The 26,135-nt window shown below is 68.9% G+C and carries 23 protein-coding genes; 14 read left to right on the top strand and 9 right to left on the bottom strand.

The genetic code is table 11. The features are described from left to right. Positions 1-11: 11 nt before the first annotated feature. The 3 genes from dgoD (AC5FRZ_RS13695) to dgoD (AC5FRZ_RS13685) form a co-directional block, all read right to left on the bottom strand. Positions 12-1,166: a galactonate dehydratase gene (gene dgoD, locus AC5FRZ_RS13695; protein WP_493564865.1), complete on the bottom strand. Its 1,155-nt coding sequence runs from the start codon at positions 1,164-1,166 to the stop codon at positions 12-14. Positions 1,167-1,871: 705 nt separating this feature from the next. Further along, entirely contained in the window at positions 1,872-2,567 is a 696-nt protein-coding gene (locus AC5FRZ_RS13690; RefSeq protein ID WP_493564864.1) for an IclR family transcriptional regulator, read from the bottom strand. A 61-nt stretch (positions 2,568-2,628) separates the two neighbouring features. After that, the gene (gene dgoD, locus AC5FRZ_RS13685; RefSeq protein WP_493564863.1) at positions 2,629-3,762 is read right to left on the bottom strand and encodes a galactonate dehydratase; all 1,134 of its coding nucleotides are present in this window, start codon (positions 3,760-3,762) and stop codon (positions 2,629-2,631) included. Between the two features lie 135 nt (positions 3,763-3,897). On the opposite strand from dgoD (AC5FRZ_RS13685), the gene rdfA reads away from it, so the two are divergent. Next, positions 3,898-4,503, top strand: coding sequence for a rod-determining factor RdfA (gene rdfA / locus AC5FRZ_RS13680; RefSeq protein WP_493564862.1), 606 nt, complete (start codon positions 3,898-3,900; stop codon positions 4,501-4,503). Positions 4,504-4,592: 89 nt separating this feature from the next. On the opposite strand, the gene AC5FRZ_RS13675 is transcribed toward rdfA, so the two are convergent. Both AC5FRZ_RS13675 and AC5FRZ_RS13670 read right to left on the bottom strand, forming a co-directional pair. Continuing rightward, entirely contained in the window at positions 4,593-5,531 is a 939-nt protein-coding gene (locus AC5FRZ_RS13675; RefSeq protein WP_493564861.1) for a metallophosphoesterase family protein, read from the bottom strand. Continuing rightward, the gene (locus AC5FRZ_RS13670; RefSeq protein WP_493564860.1) at positions 5,528-5,992 is read right to left on the bottom strand and encodes a DUF7529 family protein; all 465 of its coding nucleotides are present in this window, start codon (positions 5,990-5,992) and stop codon (positions 5,528-5,530) included. Before AC5FRZ_RS13670 ends, AC5FRZ_RS13675 begins: the two co-directional genes overlap by 4 nt. A gap of 151 nt (positions 5,993-6,143) precedes the next feature. Between AC5FRZ_RS13670 and AC5FRZ_RS13665 the strand changes: the two genes are divergently transcribed. From AC5FRZ_RS13665 to AC5FRZ_RS13640, 6 genes are all read left to right on the top strand, one after another. Beyond that, complete coding sequence (locus AC5FRZ_RS13665) at positions 6,144-8,066, top strand: ABC transporter substrate-binding protein (protein WP_493564859.1); 1,923 nt, start codon at positions 6,144-6,146, stop codon at positions 8,064-8,066. Positions 8,067-8,144: 78 nt separating this feature from the next. Then, the gene (locus AC5FRZ_RS13660) at positions 8,145-9,164 is read left to right on the top strand and encodes an ABC transporter permease (RefSeq protein ID WP_012807646.1); all 1,020 of its coding nucleotides are present in this window, start codon (positions 8,145-8,147) and stop codon (positions 9,162-9,164) included. Between the two features lies 1 nt (position 9,165). Next, on the top strand, positions 9,166-10,650 hold the full coding sequence (locus AC5FRZ_RS13655) for an ABC transporter permease (protein WP_170092456.1): 1,485 nt from the start codon (positions 9,166-9,168) through the stop codon (positions 10,648-10,650). Continuing rightward, on the top strand, positions 10,647-11,633 hold the full coding sequence (locus tag AC5FRZ_RS13650; RefSeq protein WP_170092455.1) for an oligopeptide/dipeptide ABC transporter ATP-binding protein: 987 nt from the start codon (positions 10,647-10,649) through the stop codon (positions 11,631-11,633). Before AC5FRZ_RS13655 ends, AC5FRZ_RS13650 begins: the two co-directional genes overlap by 4 nt. Beyond that, positions 11,630-13,144, top strand: coding sequence for an oligopeptide/dipeptide ABC transporter ATP-binding protein (locus tag AC5FRZ_RS13645; RefSeq protein WP_170092454.1), 1,515 nt, complete (start codon positions 11,630-11,632; stop codon positions 13,142-13,144). Before AC5FRZ_RS13650 ends, AC5FRZ_RS13645 begins: the two co-directional genes overlap by 4 nt. Then, entirely contained in the window at positions 13,141-13,929 is a 789-nt protein-coding gene (locus tag AC5FRZ_RS13640; protein WP_170092453.1) for an inositol monophosphatase family protein, read from the top strand. Before AC5FRZ_RS13645 ends, AC5FRZ_RS13640 begins: the two co-directional genes overlap by 4 nt. A 10-nt stretch (positions 13,930-13,939) precedes the next feature. Here AC5FRZ_RS13640 and AC5FRZ_RS13635 read toward each other — a convergent pair whose 3' ends face one another. Further along, positions 13,940-15,358 carry a sodium-dependent transporter gene (locus AC5FRZ_RS13635; RefSeq protein ID WP_170092452.1) on the bottom strand — a complete coding sequence of 473 codons (1,419 nt, stop codon included), beginning with the start codon at positions 15,356-15,358 and terminating at the stop codon, positions 13,940-13,942. Between the two features lie 285 nt (positions 15,359-15,643). On the opposite strand from AC5FRZ_RS13635, the gene AC5FRZ_RS13630 reads away from it, so the two are divergent. From AC5FRZ_RS13630 to AC5FRZ_RS13615, 4 genes are read left to right on the top strand one after another with little or no spacing between them, the layout of a single operon-like run. After that, positions 15,644-16,531, top strand: coding sequence for a DUF4129 domain-containing protein (locus AC5FRZ_RS13630; protein ID WP_170092451.1), 888 nt, complete (start codon positions 15,644-15,646; stop codon positions 16,529-16,531). Further along, the gene (locus AC5FRZ_RS13625; protein WP_493564858.1) at positions 16,528-18,453 is read left to right on the top strand and encodes a DUF58 domain-containing protein; all 1,926 of its coding nucleotides are present in this window, start codon (positions 16,528-16,530) and stop codon (positions 18,451-18,453) included. Before AC5FRZ_RS13630 ends, AC5FRZ_RS13625 begins: the two co-directional genes overlap by 4 nt. Beyond that, positions 18,450-18,959: a DUF7519 family protein gene (locus AC5FRZ_RS13620; protein WP_493564857.1), complete on the top strand. Its 510-nt coding sequence runs from the start codon at positions 18,450-18,452 to the stop codon at positions 18,957-18,959. Before AC5FRZ_RS13625 ends, AC5FRZ_RS13620 begins: the two co-directional genes overlap by 4 nt. Positions 18,960-19,008: 49 nt before the next feature. After that, positions 19,009-19,815, top strand: a complete 807-nt coding sequence (locus AC5FRZ_RS13615; RefSeq protein ID WP_493564856.1) for a hypothetical protein — start codon at positions 19,009-19,011, stop codon at positions 19,813-19,815. 11 nt (positions 19,816-19,826) lie between these two features. Here the strand turns inward: AC5FRZ_RS13615 and AC5FRZ_RS13610 are convergent, their stop codons facing one another. The 3 genes from AC5FRZ_RS13610 to AC5FRZ_RS13600 are packed head-to-tail and all read right to left on the bottom strand — an operon-like array spanning position 19,827 to position 23,317. Beyond that, complete coding sequence (locus tag AC5FRZ_RS13610) at positions 19,827-21,092, bottom strand: oligopeptide/dipeptide ABC transporter ATP-binding protein (RefSeq protein WP_372480324.1); 1,266 nt, start codon at positions 21,090-21,092, stop codon at positions 19,827-19,829. Beyond that, positions 21,085-22,131, bottom strand: a complete 1,047-nt coding sequence (locus tag AC5FRZ_RS13605; protein WP_493565087.1) for an ABC transporter ATP-binding protein — start codon at positions 22,129-22,131, stop codon at positions 21,085-21,087. Before AC5FRZ_RS13605 ends, AC5FRZ_RS13610 begins: the two co-directional genes overlap by 8 nt. Position 22,132: 1 nt before the next feature. Further along, positions 22,133-23,317 carry an ABC transporter permease gene (locus tag AC5FRZ_RS13600; protein WP_153554274.1) on the bottom strand — a complete coding sequence of 395 codons (1,185 nt, stop codon included), beginning with the start codon at positions 23,315-23,317 and terminating at the stop codon, positions 22,133-22,135. 195 nt (positions 23,318-23,512) lie between these two features. On the opposite strand from AC5FRZ_RS13600, the gene AC5FRZ_RS13595 reads away from it, so the two are divergent. Genes AC5FRZ_RS13595 through AC5FRZ_RS13585 form a run of 3 tightly spaced genes read left to right on the top strand, consistent with a single transcriptional unit; the run spans position 23,513 to position 26,106 of the window. Beyond that, complete coding sequence (locus AC5FRZ_RS13595) at positions 23,513-24,457, top strand: ABC transporter permease (RefSeq protein ID WP_153554273.1); 945 nt, start codon at positions 23,513-23,515, stop codon at positions 24,455-24,457. A gap of 41 nt (positions 24,458-24,498) precedes the next feature. After that, entirely contained in the window at positions 24,499-25,383 is an 885-nt protein-coding gene (locus AC5FRZ_RS13590; protein WP_493564855.1) for an aldo/keto reductase, read from the top strand. Next, positions 25,384-26,106 (top strand): class I SAM-dependent methyltransferase, encoded by a 723-nt coding sequence (locus AC5FRZ_RS13585; protein WP_493564854.1) that lies wholly within the window; start codon positions 25,384-25,386, stop codon positions 26,104-26,106. The last annotated feature ends 29 nt before the right edge of the window (positions 26,107-26,135 follow it).

Genomic DNA, 26,135 nt, shown 5'->3' with positions numbered 1-26,135 from the left:
TTCCGGTCGCGCTACCACTCGGCGACGCTGCCGTCGTCGTGTCGCCAGACGGGGTTGTGCCAGTCGTGGTCGAGTTCGGCCTGCTCGCGGACGTACTCCTCGTCGATCTCGACGCCCAGACCGGGGCCGTCGGGGATCTCGACGTAACCGTCGTCGTAGTCGAAGACCGCGGGATCGGCGAGATAGTCGAGCACGTCGGTGGTCTCGTTGTAGTGGATGTCGAGACTCTGTTCCTGGATGAAGGCGTTGGCGGCGGTGGCGTCGACCTGGAGACACGACGCCAGCGCGAGCGGCCCCAGCGGGCAGTGCGGGGCCATCGCCACGTCGTAGGCCTCGGCCATGCTGGCGATCTTCTTGACCTCGGTGATCCCCCCAGCATGAGAGAGGTCCGGCTGGATCACGTCGACGGTGCCGTTCTCGAAGACCTGCTTGAAGTCCCACCGGGAGAACATTCGCTCACCCGTGGCGATGGGCGTCGTCGTGTGCTGAGCGATCTCGGGGAGGGCGTCGTTGTGTTCGGGCAGCACGGGCTCCTCGACGAACATGGGTTCGTGGGGTTCGAGCTCCTCGACCAGGCGCTTGGCCATGGGTTTCGTGACGCGGCCGTGGAAGTCGACGCCGATGTCGATGTCATCGCCGACGGCTTCTCTGACCTGCCGGAGCCGGTCGACGGCGGCCTGGATGGTGGCGGGGTCGTCGACGCGCTCGATCTCCTCGGTGGCGTTCATCTTCAGCGCCGTGAAGCCTGCTTCGACCTGCTCGCGGGCCTGCTCGGCCACGTCGGAAGGACGGTCCCCGCCGATCCACTGGTAGACGCGGATGCGGTCGCGGGCCTTCCCGCCCAGCAGCTCGTGGACCGGGGCGTCGAAGCGCTTGCCCTTGATGTCCCACAGCGCCTGGTCGACCCCGGCGATCGCCGACATGAGCACGGGGCCCCCGCGATAGAAGCCCCCGCGGTACATCGTCTGCCAGTGGTCCTCGATCCGTGACGGATCCTCGCCCAGCAGATAGTTGTCCATCAGTTCCTCGACGGCGGTGCGGACGGTCTTCGCCCGGCCCTCGACGACTGGTTCGCCCCAGCCGACGAGGCCGTCGCTGGTCTCGATTCGGAGGAACAGCCACCGCGGCGGCACTTCGAACAGCTCGTAGTCGGTAATCTCGCTCATCGTGTTCGCTCTGACGTGTGGTTTCGGCTCGTTTAGTCGTTTCGGGGGCTGGCCGATCCGGGAGGCGCGTGTTCGCGGTGGCGACTCTCGGACCGGCGTCGCCATCGGGCGTACACTCACTGTGGACTCTCTGCTCTGCTTTACAGCCATAATGCTGTAATAGGTCGTGGCTACAGTACACTATCTGTGTACAACGCTGCCCGCCGTGATCGTCCGTCTCGACCGCAGATGGACGGTCGTCGGCGGTTCGAACGTCGACCGCTGTGACACTGCCATTCGAAGACGAAAAACTATGAAGAAATACAGATCAGTAAGCGTTCTATGTTCCCTTCAGAGTACTTCTGTCAATTCAGGGCAGAGCATCGACTTTCGACGGTGCGTCTGGTCCTGTCGAGGTCGCCGACCGAGAGCCGTGCAACTGTCCACGAGACGCCGCTACAGACCGTTTTATCGGGGACGACCGTCGTCGAGCCGACGCCGCCGCTGCTATCGTTCGTCGGCTCCCTCACTCGATCGATGCAGGGGAACCGTAGCAGTAAACTGGAGTCAGATCGACCGAAGCGGTGCCTCGATGCCGGGCGGGTCGACGACAGCCGCCGACGCACTCCGTGCCACTGCCTCGTGCGGCCGAAATGTCTCATATATAGTTGCGTTCGACGCTACTGACAGAATAGCGAGAATACCGAGAAAGTCCGTCGGAACAGCCTACTGCATCTCCGTTGCCGTCTCCACGAGCGACTCACCGAGCGTCGTCACGTCGATCCGGTCGGCCCGCTCGGACGGGACGACGGTCTCGATCGCCGCCGGGGCGTCGTCTCCCGGCGCGAGCACCGGAGCCGCGATCGAGAGCCAGTCGGGTGCCGACAGGAGTCGTTCCTCCAGGAACTGACGCTCTCTGGCCGTCTCCAGCTGTGAGAGTAGCGTCTCGTTGTGGGTGCCGACCAGCTCCGTGCGCCGCCGCGTCGGGAGTCGAGCGAGCATCACTTTCCCGGGCGGGCTCTCGACGAGTCGTTCGCTGTCGCCCACGGCTCTGGGAGACCCAGCGCGGTCCGCGTTCGCCGTGTATCGACAGTGACACTCCTCGCCGTCGCTCACCCAGAGGTTCGCCGGGGCGTCGATGCTGCGGGCCAGCCGATCGACCGCGTCGGTCTGGTCGAGGACCGCGTGGGAAGCGCTCGCCGCCACTCCGTACTCGGCGACCGTCGGTCCTAGCTCGTAGACGCCGTCGCGATTCGCCAGTGCGCCGACCTCCACGAGCGTGCGCAGGTGTTTGTAGACGCCGCCCCGAGAGAGCCCGGTCGCGTCCATCAGCTCCGCGGCCGAAGCGCCGCCGGACTCGTAGACCACGTCCAGCAGTTCGAAGGCCGTCTTCGTCGCCGCGATGCGGTCGCCATCTGCCATACGGTCTCGCTGGGCTGGCGCGAGGATAAGTCCACTGTCAGTGTCGGCCGCCAGCGAGCGCTCACCACTCGACGAAACTCCCGTCCTCGTACCGTCGGACCGGCGGTCGCCAGTCGCTTCCCGTGCCGGCGTGGTCCCGGACGCCAGCCTCGTTCACGTCGACGCCGAGGCCGGGCCGATCTGGGAGGGTCACTCGCCCGTTCTCGCTGCGTAGTTCGTCGGCGTTGTCGACGTAGGCGTCGACGTAGTGCTCGCCCAGGTCGGGCTGCGTGACGGCGTTCGGGAGGTGGTGGCTGAGCTGCGTGCTGGCCGCGTGAGCGATCGGCCCGACCGAGCAACTCGGCATCACCTGCACTCCGTAGGTCTCGGCCAGCGACGCGATCTTCGCGATCTCGGTGATCCCGCCCGCGTGACTGACGTCTGGCTGGACGATGTCGACCCGCCCCGCTTCGAGGTGCGGGCGGAACTCCCAGCGCGAGTAGAGTCGCTCGCCGAACGCCACCGGGATGTCGTGCGTGGCCGACTGATCCAGCGTCCGCAGGTGCTCGGGTCGGACGGGCTCCTCGACGAACGCAGGGTCGTCCGCCGCGAGTCGGGCACACACCCGCGGAGCCATGCTCGCCGAGATGTGGCCGTGGAGGTCGATCCCGATGTCGACCGCCCGCCCGACCGCCTCGCGAGCGAGCGACAGGTGTTCACAGATCGCGTCGACGTCGGCACCCGACTCCAGCGGTGCAGTCTGGTAGGTCGTCAGCAGCTTGAGCGTCTCGTAGCCCGCATCGACGGCGTCGGTCGCCCGCTCTGGAATCCTGTCGACGCGCTCCGGCACGAGTTTCTTGTAGACCGGGACGTGCTCGCGCGTGGGGCCGCCCAGCAGGTCGGCGACGGACCGATCCGTCCGCTTGCCCTCGATGTCCCACAGCGCCTGGTCGATCCCGGCGATCGCCGACATGAGCACGGGACCCCCGCGGTAGAAGCCGCCGCGGTACATCGTCTGCCAGTGGTCTTCGATCCGACCCGCCGCCTCGCCCAGCAGGTACCCCTCCAGTAGCTCCTCGACGGCCGTCCGGACGGTCGCGGCGCGCCCTTCGAGGACGGGTTCCCCCCAGCCGGCCGTCCCGTCGGCCGTTTCGAGCTTCAGGAACAGCCAGCGCGGCGGCACCTCGAACAGTTCGTAGTCGACGATCCGGGTCATGTCCCCCATCGACGGCCGGCCGTGTTAAGCGTTGTCGACGGGCGGGACGCGTCGACCTCGTGGAAGCGAACGTTCATGTGGCACTCTCTCGGTAGATGCGCGTATGCACGCTGTCACAGCACGGGGGGAGACGCGGTGAGCAAAGTCGCCAGGCTGATCGACGAGTGGGAACTCGACGGCGTCGGCCAGCAACTCGAAGACTACTGGCTGGGGACCGGTGACGAACAGTACAGTCTCCGGGAGCTGGCAGACTGGTTCAATCAGCGGCTGCTGGCGGCCGCCCACGACCGGGCCGACGAAGCCTACGTCGACGGCGAGATCGAGAACACCTACGAACTCCTCACCGACGACGACGTGGGGACCGGGACGCGAGCGGAGGTCGAGACGCGCCTCGAACAGCGCGGTATCGACCTCGAATCGCTCCGCACGTCGTTCGTCTCTCACCAGAGCATCTACACCTACCTCACCGACGAACGGGGCGTCTCCAAGCCCAGCGAGGAGCGCTCCGACAGCTCACAGATCGAGAAGACCGCGGAGTCGATCAGTCGACTGGTCAGCCGGACTCAGGCCGTCGTCCGCAACAACCTCGAAAGCCTCCACAACACCGACCGCATCACGATCGGGAACTTCAGCGTCTTCGTCGACGTACAGGTGTTCTGCCAGGACTGTGGGACCCAGTACAGCGCCGACGAACTGCTCACGAACGGCGGCTGTGACTGCCAGGACGAGCCGGAGCCCTGATACGACCGGCTGTACATCTGTGAATGATTTCGCCACCCCGGGATGGCGAAGATCTTCACGAAGTTACAGTCGGCAGTATGAGTCGACAGTCACTCGTTGACCAGCGGGAACGAGGCCAGCCGAGCGGCGGCGATAGCGGTCAGGCCCTTCGCGGTCGCGGAGTCGTCGGTCCGGCGGGCGTGTGCGGTTTCCAGTCCGACCTCGTCGGCGATCGGGACGAGGCGGATCGTCGTCCCGGCCGGTGTCGTCTCACAGAGGAGATACGACTGCGGGAACGAGCAGGTCGTCGGCGCGGCGATCTCTCGGAGCCCGTGGTACTCGCCGGTCGCGGGCAGGTGGTAGTGGCCGCTGAGCAGGAGTTGTGCGCCGCCGTCGGCGAGTGTCTCGGCCAGCGGGTCCGCGTCGACCATCGCCGGGATCTCGACCATCTCGGACTCGATCTCCCGGTGGGCGTCGATCTGGTCGCTCACCGCCGGGAGGTTGTGGTGGAGGAGGACCACCGGCGTCTCCGCCTCGGCCAGGGTCTCGCCGAGCCAGTCCAGCGTCGCCTCGGTGACCCGTCCCTCGTGGCTCTCGTACAGGCGATCTGCCGTGCCGGCAGTGTTGAGCCCGATCACGTCCAGGCTGCCCACCTCGACGTGGTAGGGGAGTTCGCCGGGGCCGTAGCGGTCGGCGAATCCGTCGACGGAGAGGGGGTCGTGTTCGTCTCTGGTCTTCGGTACGTCGTGGTTGCCGGGGACGGCATAGAAGGGCACGTCCAGTTCGGACAGGGCTCGATCCACGGCGTCGTAGTTCCAGGGCTCGCCGTCTTTCGTCAGGTCGCCCGGCGAGAGGACGGCGTCGACGTCGCGGCGGGCGATGTCCGCGACGGCCGCTTCCAGGTGGTCGAGCGTGTGTTCGAACAGCTTCGACGTACCCTCCTCGCGCGTCGAGACGTGCGGGTCGGCCAGCACAGCGAAGCGCGTGTGGTCCCCGCGTGGCTCGTCCAGTCGGGCCACGACCGGCCCGGCGTCGTCGAACGTGGTCATACGTCCTCCGGGAAGAAGGGGTCGGCGTCGTCGTGGCGGAACGTCGCCAGGTGGGTGCCGTCGACCAGCTGGACGTGGGAGTACATCTCGCCGCGGTCCCGCGCCACGGTGGCCAGCTCACCGGCCGCCGTGAGGTCGATCGCGCCGACCAGCAACACCGCCAGATCGCGGTCCCGGTCGGTCAGTCGCGTGACCGCGTACAGGTCCGAGCCGTCCCGGTGTGTGAACAGTTCGTAGCCGTCGAACTCGCCCTCGGCGACGGCCGCGCGCACGTCGTCGGCGACCTCGCCCTGTGCCAGGTAGACGAACCCGAACCGATCGGTCTCACCGTGTGACGGCGGCTCCGGTGCGACGTGGGCCGCGCGGACGGTCTCGACGGACCACCCCTCGGACCGGAGCTCCTCGGCCATCTCCGTGGCGGTCTCGAGGGTTCGACCCCACTCGTTGGCGTTCTCCGACATCGGTTCTCGTTTCCCGTGACTGTACAAGTACGTTTCCACTACTGGTTACTTTGGTAACTCTATATAGAATCTGGCTATCAATGGAAATCTATAAGGAAATATAGGTTGATAATAGCAACACAGTTACCTACGGGTTAAACAGATGGACGTGATGCCTGAGGATACGACGCGGCGAGGCTTTCTGACGGTTGCTGGTGCCGGTGCAGCCACAGCGCTCGCGGGTTGTTCCAGTGGCCCGTCCGAAGAGTCCACCGCGACGGACGAACCGACCGACAGCACGGACGACGGCGGCGACGAGTCCACCGAGTCCTCCGACGCTTCCGACGACAGCACGTCGTCGGTGAGCAACACGCTCCAGATGATGTCTCCGGGGCCAGTCCAGACACTCGACCCGATCAACGCCAAGGGGTCGGGCGTCGGGTTCAACCAGTACGGCAGCTCCCTGATGGACTTCCCGAACGGAGAGTACCCGCCGGAAGGGGCGGTCATCGAGGACTACTCGATGTCCGACGACGGGCTGACCTACACCTTCCAGCTCAAACAGGGCGTCTCCTTCCACGACGGGACCGAACTCACCGCCGAAGACGTGGCCTACTCGTTCCGTCGCCTGGCCGGCTCCGAGAACTCTCGGAACCGCGACGACATCATCGGCGAGACGATGACGATCGACCACGAGAAGGACGCGTCCCGGTCCGAGCCCGCAGACGAGGAGAGCCTGACCGACTACGTCCCCGGTTCGCTCGCGGTCGAAGCCGTCGACGACTACACCTTCGAGTTCACGCTCGCCTCGCCGTTCCAGTACACCCTCTCACAGATCGCCGGAGGCACGTTCGCGATCCTCCCCGCCGGCTCGGTCGGCGACGTCGAAGGGTACGACGGCGAGTACGAGTACAACGAGTTCTTCAGTACGGCGGGGGACGGTCCCGCCTACGCCGGCCTCGGTCCGTTCGAAGTCGACGAGTGGAACAAGGGCGACGCGCTCCACCTGACGGCTTTCGACGACTACTACGGCGAGGGTCCGGAACTCGACGGCGTCACGATCACCGTCGTCGAGAGCGCCAACACGCGCTTTAGCCGCTTCCAGAACGGCAACGCCGACCTCATGCAAGAGGACATCTCGACCGCCGCGTTCAACCCCGACAGCGTCTCCATCGAGGAGACCAGCGGGAGCCAGTCGGTCGGGACCTACACCTTCGACGACGGCACGACGGTCAACTACGGCGAGATCCCGGCGCTCCGGACCGAGTACATCGTGTTCAACTGCCTGGAGGTCCCGCTCCCGGTCCGACGCGCGTTCGCGTACGCGATGAATCAAGACGAGATCGCAAAGAACGTCTACAAGGGCACCGGACAGCCGGCCTACCACATGACGCCACCGGCGGCGTATCCGACGTTCGAGGACGGCGTCGGCAGCGCCGAGACGTACGACCGCCACGCCGAGAACGGCTATCAGTCGGTCACCGAGTTCGGGGCCGACGGCTACCCGTACGGCTACGGCGAGACGCTACTGGACGAGGCCCGGTCGGTGATGGAGGAGGCGGGCTACGGCGAGAACGACCGCTACGAGATCACCGCGACGACGATCGCGGGCGACAGCGCCTACGGCTCCGTGTTCACCCGTCTCCAGTCGAAGCTCCGGTCGGCCTACATCGACATGAGCATCGAGGAGTCCCAGTTCGGGACGATCATCAGCCGCGCGATCAACGGCGACATGGAAGTGTTCGGCCTCGGCGACGGGATGGAGTACCCCGGGCCACAGAACTTCCTGCGATTCCTCTGGGGGAACAACCCCGGTTCGCAGTTCACCCGCTGGGGTGCCGAGGGCGGCTTCTACACCGAGGAGTACCGCCAGACCGCGATGGACGCCTGGGAGAACAAGTACCAGCCCGACGACTCGACCCAGCAGTCCCGCAACGAGGCCTTCCAGACCGTCGAGGAGATGAACTGGGCCTCTGTCCAGGAACTCCCGACGGTCAACCCCGTCGCACAGCGGTTCTGGCAGGACTACGTCGACGTCGAGATGCACGGCGTCATGGGCAACCAGACGTTCGACCAGGTCACGAAAGGCGAGTAACCGACTGCTCTCACATATGTATCTTCGAGGATATGGTTTCGTTCGGGCGGTGGGGCACCGCAGCCGGGGTGAGCGACGGTGAGCCGACTCCGATACATCGCCAAACGGGTGGCACTGTCGGTCCCGGTCGTCTGGCTCGGGACGACGATGACGTGGGCGATCATCTATCTGGGACCGATCGATCCCGCGACGCGACTGCTCAGTGAGGGCCAGACACAGAACCCGGCGGCCTACGAGGCCGCACGGACCCAGCTCGGGCTCGACCAGCCCCCGCTCCAGCACTACTTCGACTGGATGGGGAGTCTGCTGACGTTCGATCTGGGGCAGACGTGGCTGTTGTACCAGGGCTCGGACGTGAACGCCCTGATTCTCGATTTCCTGCCCCGAACGCTGTGGCTGGGGTTCTGGTCGGTCCTGATCGCGGTGTGTATCGGCGTTCCGCTGGGCTTCTACGCGGGAATGCGCTCGAACACGGCGTCTGACTACGTCGCCTCGATGGGCGGGATCGTCTGGCGTGCCATGCCGAACTTCTGGCTCGGGATCATGCTGCTGGCCGTGCTCGGCAGTTCACAGGCGATCTTCGGCTTCGACTGGCAGTCGCTGTGGATCGAACTCGACGCCCTGACCGGCAGCCCCGACCTCTCGCGGCTCCACACCGTCGAGGGCTTCCTCGCGGCGACGAAGAAGGTGCTCCCGGCGGCGATCGTCCTCGGCTCGGCCTCGATGGGCAACGAGATGCGGATCGGCCGCACGGCCGTGCTCGAGGTGCGAAACGAGGACTACGTCGATCTCGCGAGAGCCAAGGGCGTCTCGGAACGGGCGCTGGTCTGGAAGCACATCTTCCGGAACGCGCTGATTCCGCTGGTCCCGATCATCACCAGCGAGGCGTTCCTGCTGATCGGCGGCAGCGTCCTCGTCGAGACCGTCTTCAGCATCAACGGGATCGGGCTCCTCTTCTTCAACGCGGCGACACAGGGTGACCTCCCGCTGGTCGGGACGCTGATGTACGTGTTCATCCTGTTGATCGTCGGCGTCAATCTCCTGCAGGACGTACTGTACACGGTGATCGATCCGCGGGTCGGACTGGAGGGGGCCTGAGATGGCCGGCGCACACGGGCCGTCTTCGGACGCCGACGACACGGCAGAGGCCACGCCGGAGACGGCGTCGACGATCCTGCCAACCGAGTCGCCGACGCTCGTCTGGGTCGGTCTTGGCGCTGGACTGCTCGCGCTCGAAGTCGGTGCGCTCGCGACGTTCCTCGTGGCGATCCTGAGTGACGCGCTGGCGGCCGCGTCCCTCCCCGGCGTCGGCTTCGTCGAGGGGATCGAGGCCGCGGCCCGCCAGCTGCCGACGCTGCTGTCCCGCGAGACCGTCCCCAACGAGGGGTACTGGAACGGCCAGCGGTGGGTCGGGACGTTCCTCGGCCTCCGTCCCGAGGTCGCCTGGGGGATCCGCGTCGCCCTGGTCTACCTCTACGCGCTCGCGGTCGCGGGCTGGGCGGTGCTTGGCTACCGGCTCTACCGCCGGGAGTACCGGGCGGCCGACTGGACGCCGCGAGACGACGTGATCGATCGGTTCCGCAACCACGGCTGGGGGCTGTTCGGCCTGGCGGTCGTGTTCATGTTCGTCGTCATGGCGGTGTTCGCCCCCGCTCTCGGACCGACGACCGTCGACAAGAACATGCGCAACTCCTACGACAACGAACTCACCTACTGGGACGCCGAGACCGACTCCGTCGAGACGATCCTCGTCGGCGAGGCCAACCTCGCGTCTCAGTCTCGGGGCGACGGCGAGGAACGCGTCGGACCGATGGAGTACGACGACTTCGGACGGTTCCACCCGTTCGGGACGCTCCCGACCGGGCGGGACCTCTTTACCTTCATCGCCGTCGGGTCGCGCATCTCGCTGGTGATCGGCCTGCTGTCGGTCGGACTCAGCGTCGGCGTCGCCACGTCGCTGGCACTGATCGGCGCGTACTACAAGGGCCGTGTCGACCTCGGGATGGTGCTCGTCTCCGACGGGGTGATGGCGATGCCACAGTTGCTGTTGTTGATCATGCTCACGACGGTGCTCAAAGACACCTGGGTCGCGGGGCTGTACAGCGGTGCCTTCTTACTGGCCCTGATCTTCGCTTTCACGGGCTGGACGTACATGTGGCGCTCGCTGCGCGGACCCGCACTACAGGTCTCGGAACGACAGTGGATCGACGCGGCAAAGAGCTTCGGGCAGCGCCCCCGGACGATCATGCGCCAGCACATGTTGCCCTACATCACGGGCTACCTGCTGATCTACGGGTCGATGACGCTGGGCGGGGCGATCATCGCCATCGCCGGGCTCTCCTTCCTCGGACTGGGCGTCTCTCCGCCGACTCCAGAGTGGGGTCGCGCGGTCAACCTCGGCCAGGAGTACGTCGACACCGGCTCGTGGCACATCTCGCTGATTCCGGGCCTGCTCATCACGCTGGTGGTCACCGGCTTCAACGCGCTGGGCGACGGGATCCGTGACGCTATCGACCCCCGTTCGGACGCTGCCGGATCGGACGCCGACGACGGGGCCGCCGCCGGCAGAGGTGGTGGCGCGTGAGCGACGAGCCACTGCTGTCGGTGCGGGACCTCGAAGTCGTGTTCCACACTGAGCGCGAGCAGATCCACGCCGTCGACGGCGTGAACTTCGACATCCACGAGGGCCAGACGGTCGGCCTCGTCGGCGAGTCGGGATCGGGCAAGTCCGTCACCGCCCGTTCGATCCTCGGGCTCGTCGACGAACCCGGACGGATCGAAGGCGGCGAGATCCTGTACCGCGGCGAGGATCTCACGGAGGACAACTGGGCGGACCACCGCGGCGACATCGCGATCGTGTTCCAGGACCCGACCAACTCGCTGAACCCCGTCTACACGATCGGCAACCAGATCGAGGAGGCCCTGCGCATCCACCAGGACCTGCGCGGCCGGGCAGCGACCGACCGCGCGATCGAGTTGCTGGAGGACGTGGGGATTCCGGACGCACCGCGCCGCGTCGACGAGTACCCCCACCAGCTCTCTGGCGGGATGGCCCAGCGGGCCGTCATCGCGATGGCGCTGGCCTGTGACCCGGACCTGCTCGTCTGCGACGAGCCGACGACGGCACTGGACGTGACGATCCAGGCCCAGATTCTGGACCTGCTCGCGGAGCTGCAGGCAGAGCAGGACCTCGCGATCCTCTTTATCACCCACGACATGGGCGTCATCGAGGACGCGACCGACTGGGTCAACGTCATCTACGCGGGCGAGGTCGTCGAGCGTGCGCCCACCGAGGCGCTGTTCGACCAGCCCGCCCACCCCTACACGCGGGCGCTCCTGGAGAGCATTCCGGGGCGGACGGACCCGGACGAGCGCCTCCCTACCATCGAGGGAGAGGTCCCGACGCCGACGGGACCGGCGACCGACTGCCGGTTCGCGCCGCGGTGTCCCAAGGCCTTCGAGGACTGTCGGTCCGTCGCCCCCGAGCACGTCTCGCTCGACGGGGAACGGTCGGCAGCGTGTCTCCTCCACGAGTCGGCCCGCAGCGACGGGGGTGAGCCACAGTGACGGCCCGCGAAGATCCCGTCGTCTCGGTCCAGTCGCTGAAGACCTACTACCACGACGACAGCATCGTCGGCGCGAAACCGCCAGTCAGAGCCGTCGACGGCGTCGACCTCGACATTCGCGAAGGCGAGACAGTCGGGCTCGTCGGCGAGTCCGGCAGCGGCAAGACGACGCTCGGACGGACGATCATCGGGCTCGCGGACGCGACCGAGGGCGTCGTCGAAGCCGACGGACTGGACGTGACCGAGTTCGACGCAGCGCAGGCCCGCGACTGGCAGCGCCGCGTCGGCATGGTGTTCCAGGACCCCGAGGAGAGCCTCAACGACCGAATGACGATCGGCGAGATCGTCCAGGAACCCCTGAAGGCACACGACTGGCCGGTCCTGACCGCCGCCGTCGACGGCGACGCGACGGTTCGGGGCAGCGGCGTCAGACCGGCCGAGCCGGACGAGACGGTCGATCTCACGATCGGCCTCGACGGCGACGTGACGGTCCGGGACGAACTGCCGCTGTCGGCCGACGCGGTCAGCGCCGCTGTCGACCGGAGCGGCGACGCACCGACGGTCGACGTCACCGTCGAGAAGTCCCGCGCGGAGATCAGGCGGGATCGGGCCTTCGACCTCCTCGACCGGGTCGGGCTCTCGGAGCAGCACTTCTACCGGTACCCCCACCAGTTCTCCGGGGGCCAGCGCCAGCGCATCGGCATCGCTCGCGCGCTCGCGCTCGAACCCGAGTTCGTCGTCCTCGACGAACCGGTGTCGGCACTGGACGTGTCCGTCCAGGCCCGGATCATCAACCTCCTCGAAGACCTGCAAGACGAGATGGGGCTGACCTACCTCTTTATCGCCCACGACCTCTCGGTCGTGCGCCACATCGCCGACCGCGTCGCGGTGATGTACCTCGGCAACGTCGTCGAACTGGGGCCCACGGAGTCGGTCTACTCCGACCCACACCATCCCTACACCGTCTCGCTGCTGTCTGCCATTCCGGGGAGTGGCTCCCCCTGGTCGGGCGAGCGAATCACGCTGCGCGGTTCGCCACCGAACCCGCGGGACCCGCCCGCCGGCTGTCCGTTCGCGACGCGGTGTCCGGCGAAGATCCGGCCCGACGACTACGACCTGCCCGAGCGGACCTGGCGCGCGCTGGACGAGCTCCGCGTCGTCTTCCGGACGCGGGCCCGTGCCGAGGCTTCCGCGGCCGAGACGATCAAACGACTGATCGGACTCGACGTGGCCGGTCAGGACCTCCGGGAGACCGTCTCCGACCTGCTGGCGGACCACGATCTCCCGCCGGCGGCCCAGTCGACCGTCGACGCGGCGGTAGAGCTGGCTGCCGGCGGCGACGACGACGCGGCGGCCGAACGGCTCCGAGAGGCCTTCGGGTCGCGGTGTGACCGCGAACACCCCGAACCCTACGACGGCGGCGAGGACCGGACGAGCCAGTGTCTGCGCCAGGAGGCGGAGTACGACGGCGTCGCCGAGACGATCCGTGCCCGCCAGGAGGAAGAGCCGTGAGCGATCCGGACGCTCTCGCGCTCCGGGCCGCACGGGCGGGTGCCGAGCGCGCACACGACCTCTTTCGCCGCGACCTCGCCGTCGAGACGAAGTCGGGCAAGACCGACGTGGTGACCCGCGCCGACCGCGAGGCACAGGCGGCCGTCGCGGCGGTCGTCGACGACGCGGACCCCGACGCGACGCTCGTCGGCGAAGAGGCGGCGGCAGCGAAGTCCGTCCCCGAGACCGGCCGCGCGTGGGTCGTCGATCCGATCGACGGGACCCACAACTACGTCCGCGGCGGGCGCTGTTTCACGACGAGCGTCTGTCTCGTCGCGGACGGCGAACCAGTCGCCGCGGCCAACGTCCTCCCGGCGATGGACGACACCTACCGGACCGTCGACGACGGCGTCGCACTGAACGGGACACGGGTCACGACGAGCGACCGGACCGACCCCGAGCGAGCGATCGTCTGTCCGACGATCTGGTGGCCGATGGACCGCCGCGACGAGTACGCCCGCGCGACGCGGGCCATCGTCGAGCGGTTCGGCGACCTGAAGCGGCCGGGCTCGGCACAGGCCGCCCTCGGCCGACTCGCGGCCGGCGAACTCGACGGCGTGATCACGAACGTCGAGACCAACCCCTGGGACACGATCGCCGGCGTCCACCTCGTCCGCGAGGCCGGCGGTCGCGTCACCGATCTCGACGGCGACCGCTGGACGCACGACGCACGCGGGCTCGTCGCGTCCAACGGCCCGCTCCACGACGCGGTTCTCGACGCCGCCCGATCGATCGACGCGAGGTAGCGCGCGGGGCCTACCCCTCGACGGCACTCGTTCTATCGGTGTTTCGCAGTCCGAGCGCCAGTCGACAGCCGACGGTACCGATGACGGCGACGACCGCTCGGCCGCCGAACCCGATCGACACGCCCGCGAGCGTCGCGAGCGTGTTCGTCAGCGAGAAGAGGACGACGACCGGCAACACCCAGCTGACCGTCAGCAGCCACGGCACCGCCAGCGAGTCGAACCGACCGGCTCCGGCGCGAAACTCCGCCAGCGCCTCGTCGCCCAGGAGCCAGGCGACGATCGCCAGAAAGGCGAACAGACCGACCGTCAACAGCAGGTCCGCGACCGTTCCCGAGACGAACTCGAAGATCGAACTGGCAAGCGCCAGCCCGCTGCCGGTGGCCGCGAGCAGCGCCGAGATCAGCGCCGTCGCCCGGCGTCGCGGGACGCCGACGGTGTCGACGAGCGTCGCCACCGGCGTCTCCAGGAGGCTGATCGCGCTCGTCACGGCGGCCATCAGCACGGCCGCGAAGAAGGCAGTCGCGACGAGCGCGCCGCCGGGCAGCGACGCGAACGCTCGCGCGAGCGCGACGAACAGCGCACCCGGCCCTCCCTGTCCGGGGTCGATCCCCTGTGAGAACAGCAGCGGGATGACGACCAGTCCCGCGAGGACGCCGATGAGCGTGTTCGAGACCGCGATGACGAGCGTGTCCCGCGGCAGCGACGCGTCCTCGTCGAGATACGAGGCGTAGGTCAGCATCACTCCGGCACCGAGCGAGAGGGTAAACAGCGCCTGTCCCGCCGCCGGCCCGAGCACGCGCAGGAAGTTCGCCGCCAGATAGTCGGCGTCGAACCCGAGGTAGAAGGCGTAGCCGTCGGCGGTGCCGGGCTGTGTCGCCGTCCACGCGGCGAGGCCGACGAGCAACAGGACGACGCCGGGGAGCATCACCTTCGAGACGCGTTCGATGCCTCGGCTCACGCCGAAGAAGACGATTCCGGCGACGATCCCCAGGAACAGCAGGTGAAACGCGACCGCTTCGAGGCCGTAGTTGACCGCGCCGAAGTACTGCTGGGGCTGGTCGAAGTACGCTCCCGTCGGCGACACCAGCAGATAGCGGAGGATCCACCCGCCGACGACCGAGTAAAAGGAGAGGATCACGAGCGTCGTGAGGACGTTGAAGCCCCCGAGCACGGACCCCCAGCGCGAGTCGGTCAGCGAGCGCAGCGCCCCGACGGGCGTCTGTCGGCCCAGTCGACCGAGGACGAACTCGGCGAGCAGTCCCGGGACGCCGACGCCGACGACGATCAGCAGGTAGACGAGGAGAAAGGCGCTCCCGCCGTTGCCGGCCGTCAGCCACGGGAACCGCCAGAGGTTCCCCAGCCCGGCCGCACTGCCGACGGAGGCGAGCACGAATCCGACGTTCGATACCCACGAGTCACGTGTAGCCATTCGTGTACAGATCTGTCTATCGGGGAAGTAAAGCGGTGTTGGTTCGGCGCGTGCCCGGCCGAGAGGCCGTCGCCAGGTGACGTACCTGGGATATCCAGAGCGAGCGAACAGATGTCTGTCCTGATACTGCCGGCTGTACATCTGTGACCGATTTCGCCACCCCGTGGTGGCGAAGATCTTCACGAAGTGACAGCCGGCAGTACGACATCCCCGACGGCGACGCCGTGGCCGCCCGTGGGCTGGTCGCCGTGATGTTTTATACCACTCTGCGTACTTTCACCCACTGTGTCACGCGATCGACTCCGAGACGCCGCCCTGGGGCTGCTTGCGGTCGTCGCAGTCGCACTGACCGCTCGGACTCTCCCCACGGCCCGCCAGCGAGAGCCCCGCGGTGACGGGACGGGTGGAGCGGGGATCGGCGAGGGTGGCGGTATTCCCGCACGCTCGACCGAGCCGCTTCCACAGTTGCTCGACGTGCCACTGCTCGCGGAACTGGTCGCGCTCCTCGCCGTCCTGTTCGTGCTGGTCGCTCTCTGGGGGCTGTATCGGCACTGGCCCGCGCTCTTCCGGGTCGCCGTCCCGGTCCTCGTTCTCTCGCTGGTACTGGCTGCCCTGCTACAGGGCGTCCCCTTCGACCCCATCCCGAAGCCGTCCAGCGGCGGCGTCCCCGGCACCGACAACGTCAGCGTGGGTGCGGGCGGTGGTGGCGGCACGGCGACGGAGCCGTCGGTGCTGTCGGTCGCACTCGTGGTGGTGATCGCCGTCGCAGTGGTCGGGATCGCCGTCGCCGCGAACCGACGACCGGCCGACGGTTCGACCGACGACCGGACCGACCCGGACGACGACGAGACGAGCACGGCCGTCGCGGTCGGGCGGGCCGCCGGTCGAGCGGCGGACCGCATCGAGGAGACGGCGGCGGTGGACAACGAGGTCTACCGCGCTTTCCGCGAGATGACGGACCGCCTCGACGTGGCCGACCCGGAGACGACGACGGCCCGCGAGTTCGAGCGCGCCGCCGTCGAGTCGGGGCTGAGCGCCGACGACGTGGCGGCGCTGACCGACCTCTTCGAGCGGGCGCGGTACGACGACTACGAGATCGACGGAGACGACGAACGGCGGGCGATCGAACTGTTGCGCCGGATCGAGTCCCGGTACGCGGAGGGCGAGCCGTGAGCCGCGGGCGTCTCCTCGCGGCCGTCGGGCTCGTGGCCTTCGCGGTCGGCGTCGGGGCGCTCGTCGCGCCGGGGGTGTTCGGGCTCGGCATCCAGCGCTACGCCGTCGTCGTGATCGGTCTGCTGGCGGTCGCCGCGGCGCTTCGCGTCGTGCAGGGGCGACGCCACGCCCCCAGACGGCGCGCCGAGACCGCGATGCCGGAGGCGGTGCCCGCAGTTCCCTCGCCGGGCGAGGAGCTAGACGCCGTGCTGGCGGCGTTCGACCCCACGCGCTACGGGACGGCCGACCGCCGCCGGAAGCAACTCCGGCGCGTGGCCACCGAGGTACTGACGCGCTACCGGGGCGATAGCGAAGCGACGGCCCGCGAGGCGATCGAGCGGGGCACCTGGACCGACGATCCCGTCGCCGCGGGGTTCCTCGCAGACGAACGCTCGCGCCCTCCGCTCACCGACCGACTCCGCACGCGCCTGGGCGGTGCGTCACCGTACTGGCAGGGGATCGAGCGCACCGTCCGTGCGATCGCCGAGACGGCCGGCGTCGACACCGACGACCGCGACGGCTCCACCCGCCCGGAACTGGACCGGATCGTCGGCCCGCTCGACAGCCGGGACGCGGGCCTCGACCGGGCCAGTGCCGTCGCGGATCCGACGCCGACGACACGCTCGACGGGACACTGGCGCGGGATCAGCGCAGCCGCGCTTTCGGCCCTCGGCGTCGGCGTACTGGCCGAACGAGCGGGCGTCGTCCTCGTCGCCGTGGTCGGGATCGCCTACGCGGCCGCCGCTCGCAAGCGGCCGCTCTCCGCGCCGCCGCTCTCGATCGAGCGCACTGTCGAGCCCGCGGACCCGGAGCCCGACGAGACCGTCACCGTCACGCTGACCGTCACCAACGAGGGCGAGAGGCCGGTGTGGGATCTCCGACTCGTCGACGGCGTTCCGCCCGCCCTCTCCGTGGTCGAGGGGTCCCCGCGGCTCGGGACGGCGCTGTGGCCGGGTGCCAGTGCGACGATCACCTACGAGGTTGCCACACGGCGGGGCCACCACGAATTCGGCCACGCCCAGGTCCTCGTCCGAACGCTGTCGGGCAGCGTCGAGCGAGAGTTGGCCGTCGAGCCCGAGACGGCGACCGAACTCACCTGCGTCCCGCCGCTCCGGCCGATCGACGAACCGGTCCCGCTGCGCCGCCAGCCCACTCGCCACACGGGGCGCGTCGAGACCGCCACCGGCGGCGAGGGCGTCGAGTTCTTCGCCACGCGCGCGTACCGCTCGGGGGACCCGCTGTCGCGGATCGACTGGAACCGCCACGCCAGGACCGGCGACCTCGCGACCCTGGAGTTCCGCGAGGAGCGAGCCGCGACGGTGGTGCTGGTGATCGACCGCGACGAGGCCGCCGCGGTCGGTCCCTCGCGGCGGGGCCAGACCGCCGTCCAGCGCTCCGTCGACGCCGCGAGCCGGCTGTTCACGACGCTGCTCGACGACGGCAACCGCGTCGGCATCGCCGCGCTCGGGGCTCGCGACTGCTGGCTCGCGCCGGGTGCGGGCGACGCCCACCGCGTCCGGGCCCGGGAGCTGCTCGCGACCCACCCCGCGCTCGCCCCCGGCGAGACGCCCGAGAGCGTCTTGCCGTTCGGCTGGCTGGCCTCCCTGCGGAGCCAACTGCCCGGCGACGCACAGGTCGTCCTCCTCTCGCCGCTGTGCTCGCCCGCCGTCGCCACCGTCGCTCGCCAGCTCGACGCCGGGGGCCACCTCGTGACCGTCGTCAGCCCGGACCCGACGACGACGGCCTCCGGGGCCGGCCAGCTCGCGACGGTGGCGCGGCGCTTCCGGATCGCCGACCTCCGGGCCGCCGGGATCCCCGTCGTCGACTGGCCGTGGGAGCAGTCGCTGCCGGTGGCGCTGGCCCGGACGGGGTGGTCGGAATGACCGGGATCGATCGATCGCCGACCCGGACCGGCAGCGCGCTCGCGGTGCTTGCCGCCCTCGTCGCGCTCGCGGCCGCCGGAGCCACCTCCTGGATCGCGCTCGCCGTCGGCACCGTCGGCGTCGCGCTCTTCCTCGCGGGCGTCGCCCTCGCACGACACGACGCCGTCTCGACCGGGGCCGCGGCGCTGTTCGTCGGCGTCCTCGCGGCCGGCGTCCAGGGCGCACCGGTGACGGCGCTGCTCGTCGGTGCCGTCGCGACGGCGGTGGCCTGGGACAGCGCCGGGACGGCGATCGACCTGGGGGCACAGCTCGGTCGGTCGGCAACGACGGTCCGGCTCGAACTCGTCCACGCCGGTGGGACGGCCCTCGTCGGTGGTCTCGCCGCGGCCATCGGCTGGTCGATCTACCAGCTCGGTCTCGGGACCCAGCCCCTGACGGCCCCCGTCTTCCTGCTCGTCGCGGCGCTGTGTCTGGCCGGTGCGCTGGCGGCGCGAGGGGGCGGGTGAGTGTTCTCGTTCCACAAGGGATTTGACTCGCTCTGGCGTGTGTGAAAGTATGTCGTTTCTCCGCCCCTCCAGGCGATCGTTCGCCGTCGCCGTCGGCACTGCGACGGCGGTGCTCGTCGGTGTGCCCGCTGTCGCGTTTTTCCGCACCGCAGTAGTCGCTCTGATCCCGCTCTCGATTGCACTCCTCTGTGGCATCGCAGCCGCGGTGTTGGCGCTGCGTGTTCCTTCCCTCCCGGCTACGCTCGTCCGGGCTCGTGTCCACCTCGGCGTGCTCGTCGTGCCGCTTGCCGTCCTCGTACTTGGCCCGTTCTTCTTTCCACCGCTCGATCTCGGTGGGTCACCAGACGACGGGCTCTTGCTGGGTCTGATTGCAGTGCTTGTAGCGAGTGCGGTCATCTACGTGGCGACAACGAATCGGTACGCCGCTCTGCTGACCGGGACCGACTCGCCGATCGCCGAGTGGCGTTCACGGCCGGACGAGCGGTACTGCCGGCGCGTCAGGATCGCGACCCTCGTCGGGGGGATCATCGCCATCGCTTCGATGGTGTTCGTTCATACGCCGTTCGTAGGTGTTCGGCCTGGCATCGGCGGCATGTTGATCGGCCAGTCGATCTTCTACGGCCGAAGCCGAACCTACCAGCTGTTCGACGAGGGCCTGCTGATCCGAGCCAGCGGCACGGTCGTGTACCAGTTCGTCCCGGCCGGACAGTTGTCGTCAGTCGAACACGGTACGGACGCGCTCTCGATTCGGCGCTCGCTGCCGTGGCCGTTCCCGATCCGCTGTGCGATCGACGACCTGGCCGACCCCGACGATCTCCTGGCGACACTTGGGGACGCAATTGGGCGACGAAAGTGAGTCGGTCCGGTCTACTCCGGGCGCGGCTCGGCGTCGATCGCCGGGTCGTGACGGTGGCACTTGACCGGCCGCCCGTCGACGGTGACTGTCGCTGGGACCTGCTGCTCGCAGACGCTCGGGAGGACGGCCGCCAGTCGCTCGGACGCCCGGTCGAGGTCGCCGTCCGCGAGCGCGGCTACGGCGTCGTCGACTCCCTCGGCGATCGCCTCGTCGTCGATCGCCCCCGGCAGGTCGAAGACCGACCGAATCGTCGCCGGGTCGGGCGGGTCGGCGAGGTCGATCGACGCCGGAAGCTCGCCCGTCTGGACGGTAAAGCGGAAGCTCGCCAGCCGCTCCCACGTCGCCGCCGAGAGTTCTTCCGGGCCGACGATGGCGGGACAGCGCGTGTGGAATCGACAGCCACTCGGCGGGTCGGCGGGATCGGGGATCGTGTCCGTGAGCGGGCGAACGAGCGAGCGGTCCGACGGATCGAGGCTGGGAACAGAGTCCAGCAGGACCTCCGTGTAGGGGTGGGCGGGTGCGTCGAGCACTCGGTGGGTGGGGCCTCGCTCGACGATCTCACCGAGGTACATCACCGCGACGCGGTCGCAGAACCGCCGGACGACGTCGATGTCGTGGCTGACGAACAGCAGCGACACGTCGAACTCGCGGCGGACTTCTTCGAGCAGCGCGAGGATGTCCGACTTGACTCGCGCGTCCAGCGCGCTCGTGGGCTCGTCGGCCACGACCAGGTCCGGGTCCACGACCAGCGCGCGGGCGATCGCGAGGCGCTGTTTCTCCCCGTCGGAGAACTCGTGGGGGTAGCGGTCGGTGTCCGCGGCGTCGAGGCCGACCCGCTCCAGCAGGTCCTCGACGATCGCCCGTCGCCGGTCGGCGTCGTCCATCCCGTTGAGCGCGAGCGGCTCCGCGACCGCCTCACCGACCCGGATGCGTGGGTTGAACGCCTCGTTGGGGTCCTGGACGACCAGCTGGACGCGGCGGCGGAACGACCGCCGTTCCGCATCGGAGAGTTCGCTCACCGGGTCGCCGTCGAAGCGGACGGTGCCGCCGGTCCGCTCTTCGAGCCCCAGCAGGGTGTGGGCGAGCGTCGTCTTCCCGCTGCCGGACTCGCCGACCAGCCCGAACGCCTCCCCCTCGCGGATCTCGAAGCTCACGCCGTCGACGGCCCTGACGCGTCCGACCTCGCGACGGAGCCACCCCTCGGTGATCGGGTAGTGGCGCTCCAGGCCCTCGACCGCGAGCAGCGGCTCGCCCTCGGCGTCGGGTCGCTCAGTCATCGTCGTCCCCCGTCGCGCTCTGCTGGACGGCACGGCCCGCAGACTGGATTACCTCGCCGTCGTAGCCGTCGCCGTAGTAGACACACGAGGCGGCGTGGCCGTCGATGCTCGCGCCGTCGCCCACGGTGTGGAATCCGGGCTGTTCCCCGCCGGCACACGACTCGACGGCGTGGGGACACTCCGCGCGGAAGCGACAGCCGTCGGCGGGCAACTCGTCGCGGGAGGGCCGTTCGGCGAGTCGCGTCGTCCCGTCGTAGCTGTCGAACAGCGCCTGCGTGTAGGGATGGGCCGGCCGGTCGAACACCGCCTCGACGGGGCCGCGCTCGACGATGGTGCCGCCGAACATCACGAGCACGCGGTCCGCAAGCGCGGCGACGACCCGGAGGTCGTGGGTGATCAACAACAGCGCCATCCCGTCGTCGAGCAGCCCCCGCAGCAGGTCGATCAGGCGGGCCTGGACGGTCACGTCGACCGCCGTCGTCGGCTCGTCGGCGATCAGCAGGTCCGGCTCCGCGGCCAGCGCGATCGCGACGGCGACCCGCTGGGCCATCCCGCCGGAGAACTCGTGGGGGTAGTCGTCGACGCGCTGGGCCGCCCGGGGGATGCCGACACGCCCCAGCAGGTCGATCGCCCGCTCTCGGGCCGTCGCCTCGTCGACCTCCCGGTGGATCGTGATCGCCTCGACGAGCTGGTCGCCGACCGAGTAGACGGGATCGAGGGCGTGCTGGGGGTTCTGGAAGACGTGACCGATCCGCGCGCCCCGAATCGCAGAGCGATCCGTGTCGGCCGCCCGGAGGTCGATTCCGTCGAAGGTAACCGAGCCGCCGACGATCTCTGCGGGTGGCTGTGGGACGATGCCGGTCAGGGACTCGCAGGTGACGCTCTTGCCGCTGCCGGACTCGCCGACGAGACAGACCGCCTCGCCCCGATCGACGGCGAAGCTCACGCCGTCGACGGCCCGGACGGTCCCCCGGTCTGCCCGGATGAGCGTTCGGAGGTCCTCGACTGCCAGCAGCGGGTCGGAGTGGTCGCCCGACATCTCAGTGCTCACCTCGCGGATCCAGCACGTCCCGGAGCCCGTCGCCGACGAGCTTCAGCGAGACGACGGTCGCGGCCAGCGCGACCGCGGGGGCCGTCGAGACCCACCACACCTGGTGGGCCGTCCCGCGGTCCGGACTCAGCCCCTCGGCGATGGTCGAGCCCCAGGAGTACAGCTCCACGTCCGAGAAGCCGAGGAAGGCGACCCCGGCCTCTGCGACGATCAGTATCGCGACGAGGTGGACGACCGCGGGCACGAGCGTGTTCGTGACGTTCGGGAGGACGTGCCGTCGGGCGACGTACCAGTCGGACGCGCCGAGGCTGCGCGCGACGACGACGTAGCCGTCCTCGCGACGCTGGAGCACTTCGCTGCGGACCAGCCGCGCGACCGGCCCCCAGCTCAGCAGTCCGAAGGTCGCCAGCAACAGCGCCAGCGACGCGCCGACGTACATGTAGCCGACGAAGTAGAGGAAGATCGCCGGGATGCAAAGCTGTACGTCGACGTAGGTCCGCAACACGTCGTCGAGGCGACCGCCACGGAAACCCGCCGTGACCCCGACCGCGGTCGCCAGCGGGACGACGAACGCCAGGGTGAACACGACGACGTAGATGGCGACGCGCGCGCCAGACACCAGCAGGGATTCGACGAGCTGGCCGCGACCGTTGGTCCCCAGCGGTGCCTGGAGCGATCCCTCGCAGTACCGCTGGATCCCCGTTCCCTGTCGGATCTCGCCGGCACAGTTCGGGCTCCAGCCGGCGTCGGCTGCAAAGCCCAGCGGCGGCTGGTAGACGTATCCGAAGTTGAGTTCGGGGCGGCCCAGTACGAGCGGCAGGACGGTGCCGACGACGAAGAGGCCGCCGAGAAAGCAAAGCGCCGCGACCAGTACCGGACGGTCTCGTATCGCGCTGGCGACGCGCAGGGTCGCCTCGCGGTTCCGCACCGCGGGGACGACGCCGTAGGCGGTCAGGACGACCAGGCCCGCCATCACGGCCCAGTCGACCGGCGTCACGGCCCACTCGGCGACGAGATAGACGTGGGCCACGTATCGGTCGTACAGCCAGAGGGCCGCGACGATCAGGAGCCCGACGGCGAGGATCGTTCGCTCTGGGGTGACGGTACGTCGCGTGGCGTCGACCGCTGACCAGTCGACGCGCTCGAACCGGGGACGCTCGGAGGGCGCTGCCATGGAGGGTTGTGTCAACACGTACCAGCCACTCTGATAAATCTATCCGTTCCTTCGAGGGCACACTGCTCCCCGTGGGAGGTTTTTTCACACCCCACGCCAAAACGATCCCTCGATGCCCTCCACGAACGCCCTTCGGACGGCCGATCGCGCTCGCTCCCGGCACCGAACCGACTCGCGGACACACCGGCACTCGCCATGAAGTTCCTCCGCGTCGTCGCCTGGCGCGTCGCTCTCGGTGGCGTGGCCGCCTGGGCGGTCCTGACGGCGGTGTTCGGGCTCTTTACGCTCACCGAGGACTGGGTGTTGCAGCGACAGGTCGGCGCGCTCAAGTGGGCCGGCGAGGAGGAGGACGCCATCGCGGCCGTCCGCGACCAGTACCTCGGGACCCGCGGGCTGGATCGCCCGCTCGCCGTCCAGTATCTCGACTGGCTGGGCAACATGGTGACCCTCGACTGGGGACGCTCGTTCGTCACGGGCGATCCCGTCTTCGGGACCGTCCTCGCGGCGGCGGGACGGACGGCGATGTACGTGCTCCCCGCTCTCGCACTCGCAGTGGCCGTCGGCGTCGCCTTCGGGCTCTTCCTCGCGCTCCGGCCCGAGAGCCGTCTCGGGAGCGTCGGGCTCGGGACGATCTACCTCGCCTTCGCGGTCCCGAACTTCTGGCTCGGGGGACTGCTGGTCTCGCTTGCGCGTGCCGGCGTGATCTCGCGGCCGCCGCTGGTCTTCGAGCACCTGTTGCCCATCGTCCTCACGGCGACGACGCTGCTCGGCGGGGTCGTCAGCTACGCCCGCGCTCACGCCGCCGAGCACGCCTCGGCCGACTTCGTCCGCCTCCTGCGGGCCAAGGGGGCCGGCTCGCGCCGCGTCGCGACCCACGTCCTCCGGAACGCGGCGGTACCGATCTTCTCGCTCGTGTTCACCGAGGCGCTGGCGCTGCTCGTGCTGGCGGTGTTCGTCGTCGAGGTGCTCTTCGGAATCGACGGCTTTGGCTCCCTGCTCTTCCGGTCCGTCGACCAGCGCGACCTCCCGGTGTTGCTGGGCGGAACGCTGGTCATCATCGCGGTCGGCGTCGTCGGCAACGTCGTGCAGGACCTCTCCTACGGCGTGCTCGATCCCCGGATCGACGACTCGGGCCGCTGAGCGCTGCAACGCTTATGCATCTCCCAGCCCCACGTTCGGGTATGGAGACACGCCCGCTCGGCGACACCGGTCAGGACAGCACTGTCGTGACCTTCGGGGCGATCGCGCTCAACTGGCTCGAACAGGACGGTGCGGACCAGCTGGTCGAACACGTCCTGGACTACGGCGTCAATCACTTCGACGTGGCACCGACCTACGGCGACGCGGAACTGAAGCTCGGACCGAAGCTCCGCCAGCACCGCGAGGAGATCTTCCTCGGGTGCAAGACTCAGGAACGCGACTACGAGGGGGCCTGGCAGATGCTCGAACGATCGCTCGACCGCCTCGGCGTCGACACCATCGACCTCTATCAGGTCCACGGGCTGGAGTACGAGACGGAACTCGACGCGATCACCGGCGACGACGGCGCACTGCGGGCCTTCCGCGAGGCCCGAGCGGAAGGACTGATCGACCACGTCGGGCTGACCAGTCACAGCGAACCGGCGCTCGTCCTCGACGCGATCGATCGCATCGACGACCTCGACTCGCTGATGTTCCCGCTGAACCCGGTCGTCGCGGCGAAGGACGACGGGAATCACGACTACGAGGCAGTGCTCGATCGGGCCCACGCGGCCGACGTCGGGACCCTCGGCATCAAGGCCTTCGCCGCCGGCTCCTGGCCCGACACCGACGAGCTCCCCGAAGCAGATCGCCCGTTCGCGAACTGGTACCGACCGGTCACGGCCCCCGACGAGATCCGGCGACGATTCGACTTCGCGGCCTCTCAAGGGCTGACCAGCGTCGTCAGCGCGGGCGACCCCAAGCTCGTGACGATGATCCTCGAAGCCGCCGCCGACTACGAAGAGATGGACGAGGCCGCCCAGCGCTCGCTGATCGAGCAGGTGCGCCACGACGACAGCCCGGTCCCCGAACAGCTCCACCACTGAATGGCCGTTCCCAACACGGTCACCGCCGCCCTCGCGGATCGCCCGGTCGAGGGCCGACGCTGTCTGGAGGCCGGTGCCGGCGTCGGCAACACGACCGCTGGACTCCTCGATGCCGGGGCCGAGCGAGTCTACGCCGTCACGAACGACCGAGAACACGCCCGGACGACCCGCGACCGGGTAGCCGACGACACGCGATCCGACCGGCTGGCCGTCCTCGACGCGGATCTACGCACGCTCGCGCTGTCCGACGACTCGATCGACCTGATCACGGCCCACGGGCTCTGTAACGTCCTCGATCCCGCTGCGCTGTCGGCGGTCGCGGCGACCTTCCGCCGCGTCGCAGCGCCCGGCTGTCACCTCGTGATCGACGACTACGCTCCGCTGCCCGAGACGGCTGCCGTTCGCGAGCTGTTCGCCGTCGAGAACGCCGCTTCGGAGCTTGCGACTGGTGGGCCGGCGCTAACGTTCTACCCGCCAGACGCGCTCAGACGCTGCTTCGTCGGTGGGGGCTGGTCGTTCGACCGCGAACGGACGCTGCTCGATCCGGTGCCCTGGACTGGGGCGCATCTGTCGGCCCACGCCGACGTGGCCCGCGACCACGCGGCGGCCTGGCCTGGCGATATCGGCGACCGGCTGGCAGCGCGTGCCGACCGACTCGCGACGGAGATCGGCTCCGAATCTGTCGGTCGGATGTACAGCCTCGCGTTTCGGCTGCCGGCGTGACTCGTCCGCGCCAGCTCAGCGCCGACACC

The organism is Halomicrobium sp. HArcht1-1 (assembly GCF_058933285.1).
The sequence above is the reverse complement of the archived record's forward strand: the minus strand, read 5'-3'. Positions and strand labels throughout refer to the sequence as shown.